The sequence below is a fragment of the Pseudomonas sp. CLCA07 genome (assembly GCF_053615335.1).
Genome location: NZ_CM132131.1, coordinates 3,445,175 through 3,466,082 on the forward strand (window position 1 = coordinate 3,445,175; position 20,908 = coordinate 3,466,082).

General features: G+C 56.6%; 20 protein-coding genes and 1 tRNA gene. 2 read left to right on the forward strand and 19 right to left on the reverse strand.

Annotation, left to right across the window (positions count from 1 at the left end):
- Nucleotides 1-722 precede the first annotated feature (722 nt).
- Nucleotides 723-971: a hypothetical protein gene (locus tag ACWGZX_RS15955; protein WP_452624550.1), complete on the forward strand. Its 249-nt coding sequence runs from the start codon at nt 723-725 to the stop codon at nt 969-971.
- Nucleotides 972-1,073: 102 nt separating this feature from the next.
- On the opposite strand, the gene ACWGZX_RS15960 is transcribed toward ACWGZX_RS15955, so the two are convergent.
- Nucleotides 1,074-4,688: an SIR2 family protein gene (locus tag ACWGZX_RS15960; protein WP_452624551.1), complete on the reverse strand. Its 3,615-nt coding sequence runs from the start codon at nt 4,686-4,688 to the stop codon at nt 1,074-1,076.
- Nucleotides 4,685-4,828 carry a hypothetical protein gene (locus ACWGZX_RS15965; RefSeq protein ID WP_452624552.1) on the reverse strand — a complete coding sequence of 48 codons (144 nt, stop codon included), beginning with the start codon at nt 4,826-4,828 and terminating at the stop codon, nt 4,685-4,687. Before ACWGZX_RS15965 ends, ACWGZX_RS15960 begins: the two co-directional genes overlap by 4 nt.
- Nucleotides 4,829-5,877: 1,049 nt before the next feature.
- Here ACWGZX_RS15965 and ACWGZX_RS15970 point away from each other — a divergent pair.
- Nucleotides 5,878-6,102 (forward strand): DUF2188 domain-containing protein, encoded by a 225-nt coding sequence (locus tag ACWGZX_RS15970; protein WP_452624553.1) that lies wholly within the window; start codon nt 5,878-5,880, stop codon nt 6,100-6,102.
- 116 nt (nt 6,103-6,218) lie between these two features.
- On the opposite strand, the gene ACWGZX_RS15975 is transcribed toward ACWGZX_RS15970, so the two are convergent.
- The 17 genes from ACWGZX_RS15975 to ACWGZX_RS16055 form a co-directional block, all read right to left on the reverse strand.
- Nucleotides 6,219-6,971, reverse strand: coding sequence for a DUF2321 domain-containing protein (locus ACWGZX_RS15975; protein WP_452624554.1), 753 nt, complete (start codon nt 6,969-6,971; stop codon nt 6,219-6,221).
- 1,228 nt (nt 6,972-8,199) lie between these two features.
- Nucleotides 8,200-8,562 (reverse strand): hypothetical protein, encoded by a 363-nt coding sequence (locus ACWGZX_RS15980; protein WP_452624555.1) that lies wholly within the window; start codon nt 8,560-8,562, stop codon nt 8,200-8,202.
- Complete coding sequence (locus ACWGZX_RS15985) at nt 8,559-9,425, reverse strand: hypothetical protein (protein ID WP_452624556.1); 867 nt, start codon at nt 9,423-9,425, stop codon at nt 8,559-8,561. The genes ACWGZX_RS15980 and ACWGZX_RS15985 overlap by 4 nt, the downstream gene beginning before the upstream one ends.
- Before the next feature lie 253 nt (nt 9,426-9,678).
- On the reverse strand, nt 9,679-11,484 hold the full coding sequence (locus tag ACWGZX_RS15990) for a DUF927 domain-containing protein (RefSeq protein ID WP_452624557.1): 1,806 nt from the start codon (nt 11,482-11,484) through the stop codon (nt 9,679-9,681).
- Nucleotides 11,471-12,433, reverse strand: coding sequence for a toprim domain-containing protein (locus ACWGZX_RS15995; RefSeq protein ID WP_452624558.1), 963 nt, complete (start codon nt 12,431-12,433; stop codon nt 11,471-11,473). Before ACWGZX_RS15995 ends, ACWGZX_RS15990 begins: the two co-directional genes overlap by 14 nt.
- Before the next feature lie 3 nt (nt 12,434-12,436).
- A complete protein-coding gene (locus ACWGZX_RS16000; protein ID WP_452624559.1) occupies nt 12,437-12,745 on the reverse strand; it encodes a hypothetical protein in 309 nt (102 codons plus the stop codon).
- Nucleotides 12,742-12,984 carry a hypothetical protein gene (locus tag ACWGZX_RS16005; protein WP_452624560.1) on the reverse strand — a complete coding sequence of 81 codons (243 nt, stop codon included), beginning with the start codon at nt 12,982-12,984 and terminating at the stop codon, nt 12,742-12,744. The genes ACWGZX_RS16000 and ACWGZX_RS16005 overlap by 4 nt, the downstream gene beginning before the upstream one ends.
- A complete protein-coding gene (locus ACWGZX_RS16010; RefSeq protein ID WP_452624561.1) occupies nt 12,984-13,184 on the reverse strand; it encodes a hypothetical protein in 201 nt (66 codons plus the stop codon). Before ACWGZX_RS16010 ends, ACWGZX_RS16005 begins: the two co-directional genes overlap by 1 nt.
- A gap of 302 nt (nt 13,185-13,486) precedes the next feature.
- Nucleotides 13,487-13,960 carry a Rha family transcriptional regulator gene (locus ACWGZX_RS16015; RefSeq protein ID WP_452624562.1) on the reverse strand — a complete coding sequence of 158 codons (474 nt, stop codon included), beginning with the start codon at nt 13,958-13,960 and terminating at the stop codon, nt 13,487-13,489.
- Entirely contained in the window at nt 13,957-14,250 is a 294-nt protein-coding gene (locus ACWGZX_RS16020) for a helix-turn-helix domain-containing protein (protein WP_452624563.1), read from the reverse strand. The genes ACWGZX_RS16015 and ACWGZX_RS16020 overlap by 4 nt, the downstream gene beginning before the upstream one ends.
- Nucleotides 14,251-14,475 carry a helix-turn-helix transcriptional regulator gene (locus ACWGZX_RS16025; RefSeq protein ID WP_452624564.1) on the reverse strand — a complete coding sequence of 75 codons (225 nt, stop codon included), beginning with the start codon at nt 14,473-14,475 and terminating at the stop codon, nt 14,251-14,253. It abuts the gene before it with no gap.
- Nucleotides 14,476-14,635: 160 nt separating this feature from the next.
- A complete protein-coding gene (locus ACWGZX_RS16030) occupies nt 14,636-15,646 on the reverse strand; it encodes a hypothetical protein (RefSeq protein ID WP_452624565.1) in 1,011 nt (336 codons plus the stop codon).
- Between the two features lie 122 nt (nt 15,647-15,768).
- The gene (locus tag ACWGZX_RS16035; protein WP_452624566.1) at nt 15,769-16,989 is read right to left on the reverse strand and encodes a tyrosine-type recombinase/integrase; all 1,221 of its coding nucleotides are present in this window, start codon (nt 16,987-16,989) and stop codon (nt 15,769-15,771) included.
- Between the two features lie 174 nt (nt 16,990-17,163).
- Nucleotides 17,164-17,239: transfer RNA gene (locus tag ACWGZX_RS16040), tRNA-Phe, on the reverse strand.
- A 103-nt stretch (nt 17,240-17,342) separates the two neighbouring features.
- Nucleotides 17,343-17,615, reverse strand: coding sequence for an oxidative damage protection protein (locus ACWGZX_RS16045; protein ID WP_452624567.1), 273 nt, complete (start codon nt 17,613-17,615; stop codon nt 17,343-17,345).
- Nucleotides 17,612-18,679 carry an A/G-specific adenine glycosylase gene (gene mutY, locus ACWGZX_RS16050; RefSeq protein ID WP_452624568.1) on the reverse strand — a complete coding sequence of 356 codons (1,068 nt, stop codon included), beginning with the start codon at nt 18,677-18,679 and terminating at the stop codon, nt 17,612-17,614. Before mutY ends, ACWGZX_RS16045 begins: the two co-directional genes overlap by 4 nt.
- The gene (locus ACWGZX_RS16055; RefSeq protein ID WP_452624569.1) at nt 18,676-20,907 is read right to left on the reverse strand and encodes an AsmA family protein; all 2,232 of its coding nucleotides are present in this window, start codon (nt 20,905-20,907) and stop codon (nt 18,676-18,678) included. Before ACWGZX_RS16055 ends, mutY begins: the two co-directional genes overlap by 4 nt.
- Nucleotide 20,908 lies beyond the last annotated feature (1 nt).

Consider the following 20,908-nt stretch of genomic DNA (forward strand, 5'->3'; position numbering starts at 1 on the left):
CGGGGAACGGGGGAACAGTGGGAACAACCAATGTTTCCGGGGCCTTTGGCGGGGGAACTTGTACCCCAGTGTTTTTTTGGGGGAACAGAGACTGCCCTCTAGGAGGCAGTCACTTGAGTTAACCAAGAGTTAACTGAGTAATTTAGTCGGTTAACTCTTGGTTAACTGCCCTGAAAGCCCCAACCCAGCAGGCTCTCAGCCGATTTAGCCCATCAGTTCGGGCGGTTAACCAGTTAACCGAGTAATTTAGTCGGTTAACTCCTTAGTTAACCGCCCTGAAAGCCACGGCCCGCTTGGCTCTCAGGCGAACGAAGGATAGCCGAGTTAACCAGCTCAAATGCTTAGTTAACCGGGCTACAAGCCACGGCCCGTAAGGCTTTCAGCCCAGTTAACCAACCGAGTTAACCAGTTAACTAACTTTGACGGGGTGCCGCTAACGAGTTTGCGCGAGTCTTCGCACCCGTTCCTCGCCCAAAATGCCAGGGTCCCCGGCGTGTTTCTGGAGATGGGAGGCCATCTCTTGGTGAGGCACTATGTAGTTACATTGCACTTGATCGTCCAAATGCGTTGTCGCTAGGTTGTAAGGCTTTCTGTGCAGCCGGCTACGGGTGACCAGTGATCGACTTTATAGCGAACAGGCTTAAGTACGCTGACTTCGCTCGCGAAACAAATTGGCTTGTGTTTCGATAATCGTAACCGAGCCACAGCCATGAGCGTTTCAAATGGACGACAAAGCGAAAATTGCGGTAAGCACCCTTGGTGTTGGGTTCCTCTTCGGGGCCATAGGCTGCGTAACTTCTACTGCACAGCTGATTAAATTTACGTGGGGGATGACCGTTAGCGAGGGCGCTGCAAATGTAATCGGATACATCGTCGGTACTGGTGTCATTTCAGTACTCACGATCCCAATCGTCGCATTTTTCTGCATTTTCGGCGCGGCACTGACCACCGCCCCCTGGTCTGTGAAGTGAGCGAGCGCCATCCGCTACTGGTCGATTCGAGCCCTTGGGGTGACGGGCAGATATCGGCCAGAGCAGTCATTCGTAGATTTTACGAAGCCGCGGTCGGTTCACTTATTCATAGCGAACAGCCCGCTGGTCGAGCCATTGCAGCCGGCGGTCGAACTCGATTGATGGCTCTGACCCAATCATCCGTTCAAGGATATTGGGCACACCGTAGAGATTACTAGTGGTGCCCGGGCCAAAGAGCTGCCATAGCAGAGTCAGGGTCTCGCGAGGAAACTGCTCAGGCGAAGTGGACTGTTCGATTGCATAGAGGTTTCCATGCCCTTCCAGCCGCGTAAGATAGGGGAGCAGTTGTTCTAACGCCTCGGGAAACGCATCTGCCGAATTGACCGCTAGGCCAGAGAAATGGCGCGTCAACTCTTTCTCGCGCAAGGCACGCTCACGCGGCCAAACTTTGGCAAGTAGAGGACCAATACTAGTACGCCATGCCGCGGCGGGGCCACCCTCGATCTGGTTGATCCATTGCACGAGGACATTAGCAGCGCCCTCGCGCAAGGCTGGTGGGCCATTCCGAAGCCCCTGAGCAGTATCTGCAAGCGTGATACCCCAACAATCGGCATCTTTTTCTTTGCGAATGATCGATAGCGCCGGAGCCATGATTTTAGCCGCTGCGGAGGTTGCGGCTTGCCCCCGACCGTCAACTTCGATAACGCCACGCAAGATATGCTTCCCGAATGCCTGCGATGCAACTACAGACAGGCGCGCTTGGTTGACCAGAACTGCTCGCAGCGCCACTCCCTCGGCAGTAGCACCACCGAGTGCTGCGTCAAGCATCCCGGCCACATTCTGCCCTTCTATTGTTAGAACAAAGCCGGCCGCATTGACAAGAACAGCACGCGCTAGCGTGCCCTGTCGGCCTTCGGCGGCAGCTGCCTGCGCGATAGCATCCAGTAGATTTTGACTAATTGGTTCATTCGCTTGCCGGCTCTGCTCGATGTCGACAAGCGCTGCTTCAGTTAGCTTCCCGCCTGGCGAATTGATCGCATCGTCAAATAGTTTGCGGCTCTCGTCGAGCGGTGAGTCGTCGTGAGCTATGGCACTAGCAAACAGCCGTGGCCACCAAGCGGCGATCTTAGGTACCGCTTGCCGTGGAGAACTTGAATAAAGGTCTGATAATCGGCCGATGATGAGGGCGAGGAAGGATTCGGTCGCGGGCTCGAGCGCTACAAAAATGCTGATGACGAGCCCGTGGGTCGTCGAATCGCGTTCTTCCTGCGGAAACGACAAAGATCCAATGAGATCACTCCACAGTGGCGCGTTTGAAGCATCGAGCGATGCTTTCCTTAGCGTGTCGAAGGCGCCGCTCGGATCAGTCCGGCAATAGACACTCCAACCCAGTTGCTTCTCGACATCAGGACTGTGGATGATCGCGTGTGCCACCTCAAGACGTTTATCATCCGCCGCGTCGGTGATCGGCAGGGCGTTACCGATCACCGTTCGAACGCCGGTTGAGTAAGATCTGAAAAAGTCCCGCTCTTCTACTTCACGATCAAGATAATCGCGACGCCCCTTGATAGCTGCGAGTTCAGCGACACCCGCTTCAGACAAAACGCCGGCTGCGCCGAGCATGTTGAGTCTTAGCCATACCTCGGCATCGCGCGCATGACTACGCCAATCAACTTGTCCTTCCTCGATGGTGTAACGCGTGTAATAAGCGTTTCCCTCAGTAAGAATACGCCGCTCGATCCGTGTCACCAGCGCCGGATCTGCGTCGGCTGCACGATCGCGCAACACCATTGCGAACTCGCGCCGGATACTCCAGAAAATATTGAGCGGTAGTGTCTCTAGCCCGGTGATTGCCTCGTCCGCCGCGAAGAGCGTCGCGTTACGCAAAGCGTGCAACCACAGCCGGCTCCCAAGAACTCCTGGCATATGACGCCAAGTTTCCGCCAGCGAGCGGCCTTCACCTCTATCGGCTCGGGCGACTGCAGGAAGTAGCTGCGAAAGAAGCTGGATGAGAAAGACCACTCCATCATGATGTTCATTTTGCATGTGAGGCTCGACCGACGGCACAGAGGAGTCGTTGATATCGAAGTCTTCGCCGATCCCATCGATGTCGAGAGACATTCCGACGACCTCTTGAAGCTTCGCCATTGCGATAGCCATGATGACACCCGGCTGTGGCACCGCGATAAGTGCGTCGACAAGCCCCGAAGCCCCGCCCATGTCCTGAACCGTCCAGTTCGGCCAAAATAAGTCGGTGAGCCGATTGGGAAAATTGAGCTCGCGCTCGCTATGAAGCGTATAAAAGTTGGCCTTGAGTCTGAGAGCTGGTGTAAGTAGCCCCACGGCCATATGAAGATCGGCATTGAGCACGACTGGACCACGAAGCCTGTTCTGGATGACGTAAGATTGGTTATCCAGTTTCATGTCACGATGCGGCTGGCTGATTGCAAGCAGGCGCCAGGCACGGAGCCAAAAATCCGGTAAGCCTTTGGTATGGATAACACGGTTAGCGATCACGTTAGCGAACGGCTGGCCGAACCGCTCCAACCATGTGATGGCTAATCTGAACCGGTGCACTGATTCAAAGTCGCGGGCAAGCCAAGTAGCAGCGATCCGGGCCGTGTCCTGGTCGCTCCAGAGTTTGCGGTCGACGAAAAAATCGAACCAGGTTGCATCTTCAATTGTGGTTATCGCGACTGACCACAGGTCTTGGTGGCCGCTGAGTAGCCACAAAACGCGATCGAGTTCGGCCGGCTCAGCAGCAGCAAAGGATTTGACGAGGATCGCTTGAGCCCAGGTACGCCGGATAGTTCGAGGGCGCTCCACAACGTCGGCGAGTTGATCGAGGTCACGCCAGAGTGCGCTGTGGTTTTTCTTACCGGTTGCAGAATCGGTTACGCGTTCATACACAATCGGCTCGACCGCAAGTGCACCCCAGCGAACGTCCGCCTCCTCCCGCGCATCGACCGCATCTAGCGCATAGACGGGGCGTAAATCAGGAAATCGCTGTCGATCGGCTTCGAGAACATTCAGAAAATAACGGACTGGCGCATCGCCGGCGCTGTAGCCAATAAGCACAATAGTCTTGCAGCGGCACAGGTCGAACAGAAAACGAGACGCCCAACCCGAGCGCATGTAGGCGTCGCCATAGTCCGCACTTGTCACGACAAGCGGCGTCTCTTCCAACTCGATATGTTCGTCGGTTACACGGCCGTGGAGATGGATGATCCCGCCGAAGCCAGCGCTTCCTGGGGAGGGTAGATCTTGCCCTGCAAAGCTGAGAGCCCGAACCTGCTTGGCACCATCGACCTCGAGAAGTGCCTTTTCAAGCATCGTGTCAAAGTTGGTCGTGACGATAACCGGCCGGTTATCGAGGTTGCGAGAAAGCCTTAAAATAGTGCGGTGATGGGTAAGGTCGGGCTGCGTCGGAGGTTGCAGTAGTTCCGCCACCGTGCGGATCATATCGCCAGGATTGACAATCCGGCGGCTGAGTGACCCCAAAACCTCTTCGAATCGACCGTCTACAAACGACTTTTGCTCGGATGTACTCATTTCCAGATTGAGCCGGTCGAAACATTGTTTGACCAAACCTTCAAATCCTGGAAGCTGCGGCGCACTGACACCCGCACCGCACAGAAAAACTACGTCGCCGGTAAGCAAAGCATTGACTAGATGTTCCGGGAATACCGGACCTTCTTTAGAAAAACTGAGACTCACGACAAGCGTACTCTGGCGACGCGTGATGTCCCGTCTTCTTCATCGTCAGATGCCTTCGGAGTGGAACCCTGTTTGAAACCTTGCAGGATGGCCTGCTCCCGATTCGACAATACACGACTGAAATCGATGATGGTTGGCATGTCAAATCCTTTGCCTAAATGAATAGCAATTATGATCTCTGGCGGAAGAGTGATTTGGCAAACGAAAGATGGCCAATTAAAGGCATACCCTGTAATCGCTTGTGATGTAAATTTTGGTCATAAGCCGCAGAGGTTTGGACTGGCCGATGGAGTCTGGCACTCATCAATATGCGCTTTTAAATCCTCACCTATGGTTGTTTCTCGAAAGACCTTGCAGGCCTTGTTCTGTAAGGCCTCCAGAGGATTACCAGAATCTCCCAATCTAACGCCGGTCAACTTGAGCTGTGATCGAATTGAACCCCTGTCTAGCAGCCTCACCGAAAAACGCTCAGGTCTGGCCACCTCTATAAATGAGTCCAGGCGTATGTTTCTCGAGAAACGAACGTGAGATGACGGGGGGACGGGTGGCAGCTTTTGCACCCGTTCAGAAGTCGGCTTTGGTTGTCGTATAGCTCTAATGTCCGCCATCAGTTGTCGCTTCGACGTAATCAGATCGAAACGACGCATAGATGGGAATGGCCTATGGGCGCGGCTTACAGCCTTATAACTTTCTGTCCAGAGCGTCAGGACTAAACAACAACCAACCGCCGAAAAAGGGTCGTATATACCGAAGACGCGGGGCCCGAATTACCCCCTAGGCCCACCCCTTCGGGAGGACCCATTGATTTCTGAATGGTCCGACATGTTTTGTAAGGGCGGATGGCTTTCGAAGCTGCCTCTGCTGTTGTGCATCACTCACAACCAAAAACAGCTAATGAGGGGCCAAAAACGACACAAAGCTGACGGTGGTGAAAGTCAGAGCTCGGCCAGAGCGGACGTTCGCTACGGTCTGTCTCTCGCTATCAGTGAACGTTGAGCAAGACATATTTAGGCAAACCGTAGCGGCCGCACTTTGCATCCACAGGCTCATTCATAGATCAAGAGGGTGAGAAAGATCGTAGCCAATACATCGAAATTGGACAACCAACCTTTCGTGCACTAACTTTGTACCTGAAACTCGATTAGCATTAAATTTCACTAACTTCCGGATGTAAAAACTTGGAGGCGTTATGGATAATTATCACATTACAAAAAACGGTGATAAGTGGAATCTTACCAAAGAAGGGAATGAACGCCCATCGAAGAGCGCGGAAACCAAGCAAGAAATTATTGAAAAAACAAGAGAGTTCATGTCTGACAAAACGGGCTCCGTGAAAATCCATAAAGAAGATGGGAAATTTCAAGAGGAGCGAACCTATCAGCGGAAAGATGATCCGAAAAACTCAAAAGGTTAATCGTATCAGCCCGACTTGCCGACTTTATAAATGTAGGACGGCGAGGCCAAATGCTATTTCCATATAAGTATTCGCATTTGGCCACGCCTCCGAATTTATTCGTCTACTCGAGACTTTCAATGGCCCTTTGGTACGATTAGTACCTTTATTTCAAAATCATCCTGCTTTTTATTAAGGTCATTTTCAAGGCCTCTAGGATTAGAAATCCAGCCCTCAGGGTCATATACGAAACAAAGAAGCTTTTTACAGTCCGGGTGAGCTCTATACCGCTGCGAGTCGACGATTAATTCCGCGCCAACGTCCTTGGCCTTTAGAGTGGGCCTGGTCTTTTTGACTTCAATAATGATTTTTTCATCTTTCAATAAAAAGTCTACTCTAGATCCACCACCAGCATAGCTAGGCGTCCATTCTTCAGGTCTAATATCATCAAAGTAAACATGCAATAGTGCGTGCAGCAGGTCTTGAGTGTCATACTCATCGTTAATATGTAGGCTGTCGCGATCTGCGTGGCGAGATTTCAACTGTTTGGCGACGAGATGAAAGCGCGCACAGATTCTTTCCACTAATGCGAAATAGTCTATATCGGAGGTCTCGCTTTCCGTTGTGACCAACAACGCCTTTGCTGCTGTCCATGGAAAGGTCGCACCGCAATTCCCACAATGGGTGGGCACGCTTGTACCAAACCCTATGGAAATAACTCCAGGTACGTGATACTTCCCTTGTATTTCATGATTACAATCTGGGCAGGTATGAATTGTTGATTCACCGCACGTGGCGCAGAATTTTTTGCGGAACTCTGGTGAGCTATGATAATTGTCCGTAATTTGATGCCCATTTAAGCAAACTTGTTGCGTATCGTATTGGCCCATCACTTTATCCCTACAGTAATTTATACCGCACTTGTTAAACTAAACACACGTTAAAACTTATCCTGTCGACATGCAACTAAAGAACCGGCGTTGGGGTTAGCAGCTACGTTTAAACCGTAGGCCGCTTTAGGGCGAACGTCAGCTTTTTGCAGGTTGCTGTCGGCCATAGTGTAGTTTTGGTCGCGCCCAGCAGAGGCTTAGTCTGCCGATGAAATGCACGCTGGTGAGGCCCGAGTCTGTCTCTGGTTCACTCGCTTCGTCGCTTTAAATCCTCTTATAAGATTAATTTCGGTTTGCGGCTCCAGCCCTGACACAGCGCTGTCTACGGCGCTTTCGGTCTCGTCGGCCGTCTTGCTCCTGTCTTGCTCTGCAATGGGCTTTTTCTACGGATTGATTCCTCGACTGTGGTTGATTCTTGAAAGGCCTTGCAGCCCTTACGCGGCGTGGCCTCCAGAGGATTACCCGAATTTTCGTTTCTACCTTCCTCCAACCCACGAGGAACCGCAAAGCCCTTGCCGTCTGAATGGCAGTCCTTCGGTTCGTGCAGGCATATGTTTCGCGAGAGCACGAACGTGAGGTGATACGCTCAGATTTGAGCGCATCGCCGATAACGATCAGGTAACGGTGCGAGCGTTACCCAAAGTGGGAAAATCCCACCTTTAACCCTCAGAATTTCGCTGGTCGACTGCCCGGTCCATCCACCAACTGTGAGTGGGATCTACATACCCTGGATTTGAGGTATCTACTGCGCAGGCTTTTCGACCTCAAGTAGAGATGCGTCCAAATCTGGATGCATCTCTCCACCCTCAATCTGAGGTCCAACCACCAGTGGTGGATGGAGCAGATCTGCGCCATTACCCCCGGCAGCAGCTGCATCCCGTTAACGGTTGTTTTTCCTCATAGTTGAGCCTCGCCAACACGCTGAAAACGGTCCCAGGCGCCATATTCAAACCTCGGCTTTAACAATTTGCGGAATTGACTCGCAGGCCCCGCCGTTCGCGGCGTGCGGGCTGGTTTGCGAATCTTTAAATCTAACGCCTGTCTGCCTGAGCCGTGACCGAATTACCCCCTATCTAACGGCACCAATAAAAAACAGCCCGCCTGGCCACCTCGTTGAATGAGTGCAGGCGGGCGGCTCGATGCGTCGATGTCGGTGTGTGCGGTGTGCAAATGAAAAAGGCCGCCGGGGTTTAACCCAGCGGCCTACGGTCTCCTCAAAGCCAGGGGATTAATCCGGCGCTGTCGCGTACTTGGCGGCCAGTTCCAAGGCCACCACGTCATCCATCACCGAACGCTCGAAGACCTCCATCTGAGCCGTCTCGACGTCCTTCTCACTGACCTGGTGGAGCAGTGCATACACTCGGCCCGGGTAATGCGTGGTCAGTACCTGCGCCGCCCATTGCGCCTTTTGCTCGGTGGCGAACGGTCGAACAATGCTCCGCTCGCCCGCTGACTTGACCGCCTCCCAGCAGACCGCCGACCAAAACACGACCTTCTTGCCCACGGTTTCAAAGCCGCGGCACATCGGTCGCTCGACGGCATTGGCAACCCACGTGCGGTATGGGTTCAACTTCTCTACGGCCGGCTTCACCCGAGTAGCACCGAGGGGTCATCGAGCAGATCGCGATAGCTAACTGAGTGGGTGCGGTCTGCCATATGGGGAATTTTCATAGAGCGAAAAGCTTCGTTACTGCCGAGGCTCACCAGGTGGCTGCCAATGGTAACCAGTGCCTGCACCTGTTGATCCCAGGCGTCCTCCAGCTTCGCGATCTGCGACGTCCGGACTTTTTCGCGGGCAATGTCTTGCTCCTTCAGCGCGCTCACAATCTGTGCATCAATTGCTTCGGCTTCGGCCCGCAATGCGGTCAGCAGAGGCTCGTCATGCTCCTTGGCTTGATGGGCCCGCTGTCGCTCTGTCGTCGCTTCCTGCGTTGCCTTCTCCGCGGCGGTGCTGGCGAGAAAGTCACCCGTGGCCGTTGCTCGAGCACGCGCTTGCACAGCGAGTTGCAACCCCATGTCAACGTTCGTCCCAGCGTCTTCGTGCCTGGCTTCAATGTCCTTCATGGCGCTCTGCACACGCTCGGCACCGTCCCGCAGGCGACCAACCTCTGACGTGAGTTCCTGGTCCCGCTTGTTGTTGGCCACAATCTGCTTGTCAGCATTGAGCAGCGTGGACAGGCGCTCGATATCTTTGTCCAGGTACACCAATTGCGTCTTGAGACTTGAAGCGGGACGCTCCAGTTTGAACGCCTCATTCTGTAATTGGCATCGTTGCTGCCACTGCTCTTGCGTACAGTCTTCAATGCGCAACGGTATGCCATCGAGCATCTCCCGCAACGGCTCGCTCTGCTCCTCGAGCACTTTAATTTCCCGCTTCCACTCGGCTTTCTTGCTCTCCAGCTCCTTCAGCAATTTGGCGTTGTTGGGTTTGGTGACTTGGGTGTGGTCAGTCATGGGTGATTCTCCAAAAAATAATAAGTTAGGTGGATCAGCGGGCTGGCCACGCCTTATGTGCCGAGCACCTCCCGCCAGATCGCTGGGCAGAAGCGGGGTCGTTTATAGAAAAACAGGTGTGTGTTCCCCCTGTTCCCCAACATCTCTATAAGGGGGAACACCCCAAGGCCCCGGAAACATTGGCTGTTCCCACTGTTCCCCGCGTTCCCCACAAAACTAGGTTCCTGTGAAGTCGGCCATTGGTGTTGAGTGGTCATACACTGGCGGCTTCCAGGTCCATGGCTTCGGCGTCGACGACATACAGGCGCGCCGACCCACCCCCGGGCAGGCGATATTTCTTGGTCTTGCGACTGTCTCGGTCGGTGTCGCGCTTGGCGAACGCGCCCACCCCGTCCAGCGCCTTGACCACACGACTGAGGCCGTAGCCATTGGCCGCTTCGACCAGCGCCGACTTGTTGAACAAGTACAGCCGTTTACCCAGGGATAACTCCCAGTACCCGGCCCGGTTGAACACCTTGGAGTCGGGTGTGTGGTCATCCACATCGGAGAAGCGGCTGCTGCCGTGTTTGTCGATGAAGTCGAGGATGCCGGCGAGGATCTGCCGGTCTTCGGCATTGCCGCCGCCGACCCGGGCCAGCCACTCGCCATACAGCAACTGGCAGTCGCTCAGGGCGCTACCCGGTGTCCAGGGCAACAGGCCGTAAGCGATGGCCATTTCCCCGGCCAGGGCAATCACGGCGAAGCGGTCGGCCACCCGGCCAGCCTGTGCGTTGTCCTCGACGAATTTGGCGCGCACGTTGGCGAAGTGTTCCAGCAGTCCGGGGCGGTCATCGCTGGCGAGCAGTTGCTCGACGAACGCTGAACCCAAATGACCATGGTGGGCACTCACGGCTACGGTGAGCAGACGGTGAAAGTCGGCCCCTTCCAGGCCGTGCAATTCATCGAAAGCACGGTGGGCGCGAGTGCCAGCATTCACGTCGACCATGCGCAGTTCAGCACCGGCGTGGGCGGCATTGCCGGAGATGGCGGCGTGCTCGGAAAGGGAGCGTTCGCCACTCGACAGGGTGAGTAGGCGCCAGCTCAATTTGGCCCGACCTTCACGCTCGCGGGTCATGGTGCCTTTGCCCTGACCATTGGCCAGTGAGTAGGCCATCTCCTGCACACGCTTCGGGTCGGCGCGCTTGATTTCGTCCAGTGGTAACAGGGTGTCATTGCGCCCGGCGGCTTCGATTTCCAAGCCACCCTTGGTCATGTCCCAACTGGCGGCGAACACGCCAGGGTCACCCCACACCGACGAGCCAATCAACTGCGCCAGTGACTTGCCGCTGGAGCTGTCGCCCACCAGGTGCACGCCGCCACCGAGTACGCCAACCAGACTCAGCAGTGGTCCGGCCAGCGCACAGCCAATCGCCAATGTCAGCACCGGATTGCCCGCACACTTGGCGGCGACTTCGCTTTGCCAGAGCGCCAGCTCGCCACGCACACTGAACAGGTTCTGGCCTTTACCGCTGGCCTGATAACGCACCTTGTCGCTGCCGAGGGTGCGCCCCGGCAAGACAAAGGCGCCCGACTCATGCCAGCCCGGACGACCCGTGGTGGCGAACACTTCTTCCGGGCGCTGCTCCAGCAGGTACTCCATAAAGGCAGCGCGCTTTTTCAGCGCGATGATGACGCCCATGCCGAACAGCTGGCGGCGGGCATCCTCGCCACTGCCGCCGAACACCTCCATGGGAATGATCCATTCCTTGATGCCGCTGTCGGTGAACAGGCGCAGCAAACGTCCCTCGCTGCCGTCATCGCTGTTGGTGGTCCGCGCTGTTACGGTCACCGGGCTGGCGATCCATTCATCAATGATCGGGCGATCATGGGTGTCGCTGTCGGCGTCATCCTCATCTTGGCCCGCTGCACGTTTGAAGCCGTGACGGTACACACCCGGGCGCAGCTTGCGGCCCTTTTCATTGGTGACCCAGTGTTCGTACACGGCCCAGCAGGGACGCTCAGGCGTAACGGTCGGCGCATCAGGCCGAAGGCTGATGACGTTGCTGTCAGGCAGGGACATGGGCGCGTTTCCAGTTGGCGAGGTCGTTGAAGTCGGTGAGGTCTGCGGGGGCGTTTTCTGGCCACTGTGGGAACGCCACTTGGCCACCTACGAGCGCGGCGGCGGCATTGGCAGCCGTACGCCCGGGGTTGCCATCAGTGAGCCGGTCGTCGTCGCCGGCGATGAGGATTGGCTGTTCGGGGTAACGGGCGCGCAGGGCGAACGCTACCGGCTTGAGGTTGCCGCTGTTCATGGCGCAGGCCACGGCGTAGCCGTGCTGGTGCAGCGTGGCACCTGTGGCCCAGCCTTCGCAGATGCACAGCGGCTGGCCCGGGACGATGACGCCCAAGGGCGAATAGCTGCCCTTGATCCGGCCACCCGCCAGAAAGCGTTTGCTGCCGTCGCGGGCAATGCGCTGCAAGTTGACCAACTCACCCGTCACGTACAGCGGCACCAGCAAGGCGTCACCACTCTGGCGCAAGCCATGCGGACGAATACCCTTGGCGATGAGGTACGGGTGGGCAGAATCAGCGCGCCGCGCATCGCGCCACCAACGCTGAGCACGGATCGCCGCCTTGAGCTGGCGCTGTTGCTGTTCGGCTTCGCGCTGGCGCTTGGCCTGCTCGATGTGCTGGCGCACTTGCTCGGCTTCACGCGGATCGGCAGGTTCACGGCTGCACCAGGTGTGAGTAGCACCAGCTTTCCAGCTGCCAAACGCGCCCGAAATAATCCCGTCCAGGTACAAGACATACCAGCCGTTTTCGCTGCCTTGTCTATCGCCGGGAACGTGAAAGCGATGAATCAGACCATCTGGCTCCGGCAGCCAATCGAGTGGGCCATAAACAGACTGAAGGGCGTCGCGAAACAGGACCGGCGCGGCCTTGTGAGGAGGGACGCTAGATGGCTGGGTGACTTTCTTCAGGCAAGCCGAGGGCGTCACCGCCGTTTGGCAGTGTTGAAAATTCGTCATGATTTAGCCCCTCAGATCAGGGTGGCAGCGAAACATCTGCTGGCTGGCTTCACCGCGCACAGAGGCGCGCCCGAACAACGCTTTGTTGGTGGAGTAGCAATCAGTTAGCCAACGGTCATGATCCGGGGCAGACCCGACGGCTTGTTCTTTCACCCAATGCGGCAACTCACCACGGCAGCGCATTTCGTTGAGCATCGTCCACCAATGGGAAGCGTGAGTGCGCTCGACTTCAATGAGGTCAATCAGCGTGCGGCGTTGGTCAGTGCTCAGGTCGACAATCGGAGTGTCGGGCATGCAGATGAAGGTGTTCATAGCGATACCTCCATCACATCCAACTGACCGCGCAGGCGCTTGGATTGCCCGTCCAGATAGTGATCCCAATCGCTGCTCAGGTACTGGCCCAAACCGGTCAGCTTTTCCAGGTCGCGGCCCTTGTTGTGTTTCGCGTCGGCACGAATGGCCGTCATCAGGGCAGTCAACCAGCCGATGTGATCGGTGGTGGCATCAATCAGGTCGAGCGCTTCGTCGGTGATTTGGCGGAGGTTGTTCATTACACCTCCGCGACGGTCAGGGAAGTGGCGAGGGTGGCGCGGTCGGTGCTGCTGAGGGCGCCAAGGGTATCGGCCATCTGCACCAAGCCAAGAAGGTGGGCGCGTTGTTCGGGTAAGCGGTTGACGCGATAGGCAATCAGTTCGGCGCCGATGATGGCGATGGCCAGACTGTTGCTAGACGAAATGAGGGCGTGTTTCATGGGTGGAGCTCCGTTTACTTCATCGGAGCCACTCCAGTCTGCCGCCAAGCAGAGATGGGTGGCGAGTTGCACAGGATTGGCGGACCGGGGCAAACGGAACCCGGCGCACCCGAAGGTGCTCCTGCGCAACCCGCCATAACACGAGAATGCGGGCACAAAAAAAGCGCCTGCAATCGTAATGGGGGCGCTGTTGCGCCGTTTACTGTTCGACCCGCCAAGGTCGGTCGCTGATTTTGCAGCGACGGGCAAACCATAACGCTTACGGGGATGCATGGCAAGGGAAAGGGATGGCTGCGCGGTGTTCAAGGGCGCACATCCTCCAGGCCGAGGGTGAGCTGTAGTTGTTCCCGCAAGTGCGCGACATGCTGATAGGCCCCCGGCTTTTCATAGCGCCAGTGAGCCAGCCGGCGACCGCTCTGGCTTGCTTCCCGTATGCGAGCCTGCAGCGTTTGGCAGGCCATGCCATAACGTGCTTCGCGAAACGCCATGACCAGACTCGACTTCAATTCTACAACGCGATCAGTGTTGCGAGACAGCGCCAGCAGGAGGAACGCCTGATCCTCGTTCAGCAGGGCGAAGCGTTCGGCTTTGCCGCCACCTTGCACGCGTTTACCAACTTCGGTTTGAAACGGAAGATGGCCAAACTGCCGAATCTTGTCGGCGTATTTATCGATCAGCTCAATGCTGCTTTTGTGCTGCGTACCCAACTGCTCGGCCAGCACGCGACTATCCACACGGGGCTCGCCTTGGGATTGGGTCAGGGTAATTGCGCTCATGCTGCCACCTTCTGTGCTGGTTCACCGATAAGGGCGTACAGCGCGATATTGCTGTGGGAGCGGCCATGCTCGTCAGTGATCGTGATGCGCCGGGTGTGGAATGTGTAACCCTGGTTTTTCAGCTCCTTGATGCGCGAGGCAGGCATCAGAATATTGAGGTCGCGGCGGGCGGTGAGGGTGTCGATTGGGCCGCTGTTACGCATCCAGTCGAGCAGGCAGCGGCGCTGTGCCGAAAGGCTGTTTTCACTGAGGTGCAGATTGTTCTGGTTGTCCTTTCCAGCGTCGGACATTTAGGCGGCCTCCCCACGACTTTCGGCGATGCGCTCATCACACCAGGCCAGAACCTCGGCCTCGATCCAGACGACACACTTGGGGCCGAGGCTGATTTGCTTTGGGAAGATATCGGCAGCGATGCGGCGATATATTTCCGTGCACGACAGGCCAGTGATCGATTCCACTTCCTGGCGCTTGATAAACCGCCGAGCGGGAGTAGGGGGGTTGGTAGCGTTTGCCATCGTCTGCGCCTCCTAAGGCGGTTTGGGTAGTGACGATGGAAATGTTGGCGGTTGAAGCTGATGTGGAATAGGTAACAGGTGGGAGTTAACGTGTCACAGGTGGTTAGGTTTTCTGCGGAGGGATTTTCTGCAGGCTAGGCTGGGCAAGGGCTGTAACCTGTCACCCCTTATTATTCGCTCTTGCTATGGCCCCGCCTTTTTTTCGATCAGATCCCGTCAAAGCAGTGACGAACAACCTTACTTTTACTGCGGGGAGAACTGTCCCTCGGGCCTTAAACCATTTGATGATAATCGAGCTCCAACCAGTGGCCGGAACCATGGTTCCGTTCTGCGTAACTTCACACCAGCATTGAACAATCAAACGCCCATCAGGTGGCGAAAGCTGATTATCCTGATTCATAAATTCGACAAGCCCCATGACTTGTTCCAACTGTTCTTCCATGCGGATGCCTTCGTCTTCCGCTTCACGCTTAGCCCTACGCTCTTCGTTAAGCTCGCGGCGTTGAAGTTCGAGTTCTTCCTGAAGTAGTCGATTTTGAGTCTCTTGAATTTCAAGTTGCGTTGAAAGCTCAACAACCTTTTGCTCTGCTTTTTGGCGTGCGATTTGTTGTTCGTCAAGCTGTTCGCTAGCGCTCTTTTCACCTTCACGACGCAACTGCGCTTGTTGCGTTTTTAGAATGACTGGGGAGCTGCTTGGGAGGTAGGAAGATGGTGCACAGTTCGTTGTGGCGGCCCCATGCACGGTCTGGGAGAGCGTCCAACTGTCATTTGCAGGTTGAGCGAGGCCTGTTGCAAGCTCAGTTCGGGCGGTAGCTTCATCTACGAGACGCTCGATCCATTTTCGCCATATCAGTATGTTCGCTGCCGGTATCGGTCCGAAGCTGGTTTCGATTGTTGCGGCTTGTCGGCCAGTACTAGCGGCTTCAAAGTAATCAACGAGCGCCCCGTGGGTAACTTGGATGCTCCTATCTGATCGACCTTCTGAAAAGACGCATGCATGAAAGGTCTGGATTGGTTGTTCTAGTGGAGCAAAGGTTGCGAGAGTTGCTGCGAGTTCAGAAGCGAGTAAGCGAGGGTTCAAATGATGGTTCGACGCCCAATCGGCATAGATCCCGTCGAGCTTTATACGCCCGAAAGGACCTAACTGTTCGTCCGTACCAGCTCTCACCATTTGACTAGCTCATTAATTTATTCGCTGTATGAATATCCAGCGGTAGCAATATGTTAACTGCCTTGCACTTGAAAAAGGAACCCTGAGAACTCATTGGGAATGATTATATGAATCACAATGTATCAAGCTCGCTTAATGCTCACTACGTCGACGCCGATGAGTAGCGCATCAATCGAATCAGCCCAGCTCTGCATCATCCCCCGGCGTTGCTCCAAGTAGTTGGCATGGTTGTACGTGTCGCGAATGCCATCAGAGTCACCGTGCGCTAACTGGCGCTCGATCCAGTCCTTGTTGTATCCGCGTCCGTTCAACTCAGTGGATAACAGGTGTCTGAAGCCGTGGCCGGTTTGGCGATTCTCGTAACCCATCACACGTAGCGCTTTGTTAATCGTGTTCTCGCTCATGGGGCGATCTGGGTTTTGCTGGCCAGCGAATACAAGCGGGTATTCGCCCGTAATCGGTTGGAGTTGGCGCAGGATCTCGACAGCCTGTTTCGGCAGGGGTACAGCGTGCGGGCGGCGGGCCTTCATGCGTTCCTTGGGGATTGTCCAGGTCGCAGCATCCAAGTCGAACTCTGCCCAAGGCGCGGCTCGCAGCTCACCAGGACGAACAGCGGTAAGCACCAGCAGGCGAATGGCGCAGCGGGTCAGAAGGTTGATATTGGCGCTGTCGCACTTGGTCAGCAGTTCGGGCAGCTCGTCCATGGCGACGTGAGGATGATGGCGGGGCGCTTTCGTGGGAGCGGCTACCACGTCCAGATCGGTGGCGGGGTTCGACTCTACGACACCCTTGGCCAATCCATAACGGAATATCTGGTGCAGCCACTGGCGAATTTTCCCGGCTGCGTTCAGCGTCCCCCTGGCCTCGACTTTGCGAACCAGTTCCACCAAATCGGGTCGAGAAATGCTTTTCAGCGTGCGGGAACCAATTCCGGGGATCAAATCATTCTCTAGGTACAGCTTGGCCTTGTAGGTGGTGCTTTCTGCCCAGCGGGGTGCGTTATAGGCAAACCACTCCCGTGCAAGCGTCTCAAATGTCAGTCCCTCCACCTTCTGCGCTCGTCTGGTGGATTTTCGTTCTTGCGAAGGGTCCTTACCCTCAGAAATCAGTTGTCGTGCCTCAGATCGCTTTTTGCGAGCTTGCACCAACGACACTTCCGGGTATGAGCCAAATGCCAATCGATTTTCTTTGCCGAGGTGACGATATTTGAGACGCCAGAGCTTTGAGCCGGTGGGCATGACTTCGAGATACAAACCTTCGCCGTCGGCAAGCTTGTATGGCTTCTCCTTGGGCTTGGCTGCTTTGAGAGCGGAATCGCTCAGGGGCGTGACTTTCAGGGCCATGAAGCACCATTTTGGGGGCATGCGAGATGACCGAACCGGCCATGCCCCCAACTCTGCCCCCAAAACTTTGGGCTGCCTAGGTCGGTTTCGGCAACCATAGACAACAAAAAGCCCGCACTAGGCGGGCTTCTTGTGGGCTTTCGGGTGGTTTTGGCACCACCTGAAATTAATTAGTGGTGCCCAGAGACGGAATCGAACCGCCGACACGGGGATTTTCAATCCCCTGCTCTACCGACTGAGCTATCTGGGCAACGGGGCGCATTAAACTGGTTTTTCAGGGGGTCGTCAAGAAAGTTTTCAAAAAAATTTTAATTATTACCGTCGCTTACGATCCGACCCCCGAGAAATCGGGATTATTCAGTCGGCGGAACGTAGCCGTCAGCCTTGGCGTAATCCTCGCCGGAGAAGTACTTGTCCATCTCGCCCTGAAGATATTTGCGATCTTCGGCGTTCATCATGTTCAGGCGTTTTTCGTTGATCAGCAGGGTCTGGTGTTTTTGCCAGTCGGCCCAGGCCTTGGCCGAGACGTGGTCAAAAATGTCCTGACCTTTTGCGCCCGGGAAGGGAGCGCGTTCCAGGGCGGGCAATTCTTCTTTGTACTTGCGGCACATGATGGTGCGGGTCATGACGACTCTCCTGCGTTCAATACGGCGGCCGCGCGTTCGAGCAAGGTTTTGACCGGGGCGGCAAGGCCCAGGCGCGGCGGGGTGGCGAGGTTATACCAGAGCCAGTCGGCCTCGGCCACGTGATGGCCGGCTTCCTGGACATGGACCAGCCAGGGTTCGATGGACAACTGAAAGTGGCTGAAGGTGTGCACCAGGCTTGGCAGCGCTTGTTGGCTGCCCAGTTCCAGTGAGTGCTGCGAGGCCAGATGTTGCAGGTCATCGAGGTCATCGAGCTCCGGCAAACTCCATAGACCGCCCCACAGGCCCGTGGAAGGGCGACGGTAAAGCAGAATCGCGCCCTCGCTATTGGCGAGCATGGGCATCAGCGTGCGCTTCTGTGGCACGGTTTTACGCGGTTTGGGGACGGGGTAGCGGGTTTCCAGGCCGAGCATGTGCGCTTCGCAACCCTTTTCCAGCGGGCAGAGCAGGCAGCTCGGCTTGCTGCGGGTACACAGCGTGGCGCCCAGATCCATCATCGCCTGAGTGTAGGCGTTGACCCGATCATGCGGCGTAAAGCGCTCAGCGTTGGCCCAGAGCTGTTTGGCGACCTTCGGCTCCCCCGGGTAACCCTCTTGCGCGGTAAAGCGCGCCAGGACGCGTTTGACGTTGCCGTCGAGGATCGGCGCCCGCAGGCCCATGCTCAGGCTGGCGATGGCGCCCGCCGTCGACAGGCCAATGCCCGGCAGGTCAACCAGCTTTTCAACATCGCGTGGAAACTCGCCGTCGTATTCAGTCACGACAATTTTCGCGGTCTTCTGCAGATTGCGCGCGCGGGTGTAATAACCCAGGCCGGTCCACAGGTGCAGCACTTCGTCTTCCGGCGCGGCGGCCAGGGCTTCGACCGTTGGCAACGAGGCCATGAAACGGTCGAAGTAATTGAGCACGGTGCTGACCTGGGTTTGCTGCAACATGATTTCCGAGACCCACACCCGATACGGGGTGATGCCCTGTTGCCAAGGCAAATCGTGGCGGCCGTGGCGGTCGTACCAGTCCAGCACCGCCGATGAAAACTGCTCGGCTTTCATCGCTTGAACAGCTCCTTCAACGCGTTTTTCAGTTCCGGGCGAATTTTATCGCCAAACTTCTCGTCGATTTTTTCACTGATCCGATCTTCAGCCAGTTTGCTCGCGACTTGTCCCATGCGTTCATTGTCGAGACGGCAGGCTTTGGCGCCGAGTTCCAGCGGCCCCCGGCAACGCAGCGGCCAGACGATGCCGACATATTTGTCGCCGACCTGGCAAGCCGGGTCCGGCATGGCGCTCGTATCGCCTTCGACGATGATGCCCACGCGATAGTCCATGCCCAGCACGCGCAGATCAACGTCGCCGTCGCCATTCACGGTCATACCCGGGATGCGCACTTTCAGGTCCGGGTTACTGGCCACGCCGTTATGGAAAGTCAGGGTGCCTTTGAGTTCCTGGAACGGCGTGTCCTTGCCCCGTGGCTCGCCGCTGAGGGTTTTGCGGTTCAGGGTGGCGATGCCTTTGCACAGTTGTTGTTCGAGGTTGGCGTTGAGCAACACGCCATTGTTGACGACGAAACTGGCGTTGCCGTTGAGGCTGTCGATCAACGCTTTCTGGCTGTTGCCGCTGGCGGTTAGCGCACTGTTGAGCGTCACCAGGCCTTTGACCGGTGGATTTTTGCCTTGGCTTTCGAGGATTTTTTCCACCGGCACTTTGCTGATCTGCGTCTGCAGGCTCAGCGCAGGCACTTGCTGGCGCACGTCGAGGGTGCCCTTGGTTTCGAAGTTGCCGTCGTACAGATCGCCGCGCAGTTTCTCCAGAGTCAACAGGCCGCCCAGGCCAGTGGCCTTGAACGCGGCGTTGTGGATCGGCAGCTTGTCGAGGGTCAACTGGTCAAAGGTCAGGTCGGCGTCCACGTCGAGTTTGCTCAAGCGTTCAACCGGCAGCAGGCGTTCGGTACTCCACGCGTCCTTGGTCGGTGACTCCGGCAGCGGTGTGCTGCCCGCGCCGGCTATGGCATTGGCCTCGGTGCTGGCGACTTCAGCCTGACGCACCTGTGTCGCGCTGTTGGCTTCGGCGGATTTGGGTGGCAGATAGCGGTCGACATTGAACGTGTCAGCCTTCAGGGCTGCGCGCAGCGATTGTTTGGCGAAATCCTCGACGGCGATGCGGCCACTGAAGCTGCTGTCATCGACTTTCAGGTTGATGTTGTCGAACGAAACGCTGGTCGGCGTGCCGGCAACGCGACTCACCAGTTCGACTTTGCTCAGGCTGCCTTCGGCCATGGCCGGAAGCTTCTGGCCAATACTGTCGACGAATTTTGCCAGGTCGAACTGGGCAATCGAAATGCCGCCGCTGATCTGCGGCGTCTTGTCGAGGTCGTTGACCTTGAGTTCACCCAGTGCGCGCAATTGGTTGGCAGAGATCTTGATGCCGGTCCATTCGGCGACGTTCGCAGCTTTATCAAGCAGCAATTGCCCTTGGGCTGCGAAGGTCATGGTCTTGCCTTGCAGCGGATCACCGGCGACTTCGCCGGACATTTTCATGTCTTCGAATTTGTAGCGTTGCAGCGCGCGTTCGAAACGCAGCTCACCAGTGAGCTCGGTACGCACCCGCAGAACCGGTTGGTTAGTGCCGAGGAACGCGGTGAGTTTGACCGGGATGTTGGTCGAGTCATGCACCGGGCCTGTACTCAGCTGGATGCTTTCGGCGCTGAACTGCCTGCCAGTCTTCTCGTCGCTGTATTCAACGCGGGCGTTGTTCACGGTCAGGCTGTCGATGTCCAGGCGAATCGGCTGGGCCGGTTTTTCTACCTGAACGGTGGTTTCCGGCGCCGGTGCAGGTTCGCCAGGAGTGGCTGGTTGCGTGGCCGGAGTGGCTGGCGCCGGGACCTTGCCGACGTCTTCCCAGTTGCCATGGCCGTCCTTGTCGCGGTTCAGGCGCAGGTTCAGGCCTTCAACACGCACATCGCTCATCTGCACTTCACGGCGCAGCAGCGGCAGCACACGCACTGACAGGCCAAGCATCTGCAAGTCGGCGAACGGCTCCGTCGGCTTGGCCAGGGTCGCGACACTGGCCTCGTGCAATTCCAGGCCCAGCCAAGGGAACAGGCTCCAGCCGATATCGCCATTGAGCGTCAGCTCGATGTGGGCCTTGTCGCGGGCAATCTGGCGAATCTCGTCTTTATAGTCGTTGGGATCAAAGAGGTGGGTCAGGGCAAAGCCCAGCGCCACAATGATCAGCAACAGCCCGAGAAGTACCAGACCCAGGATTTTGCCGAACGCTTTCATG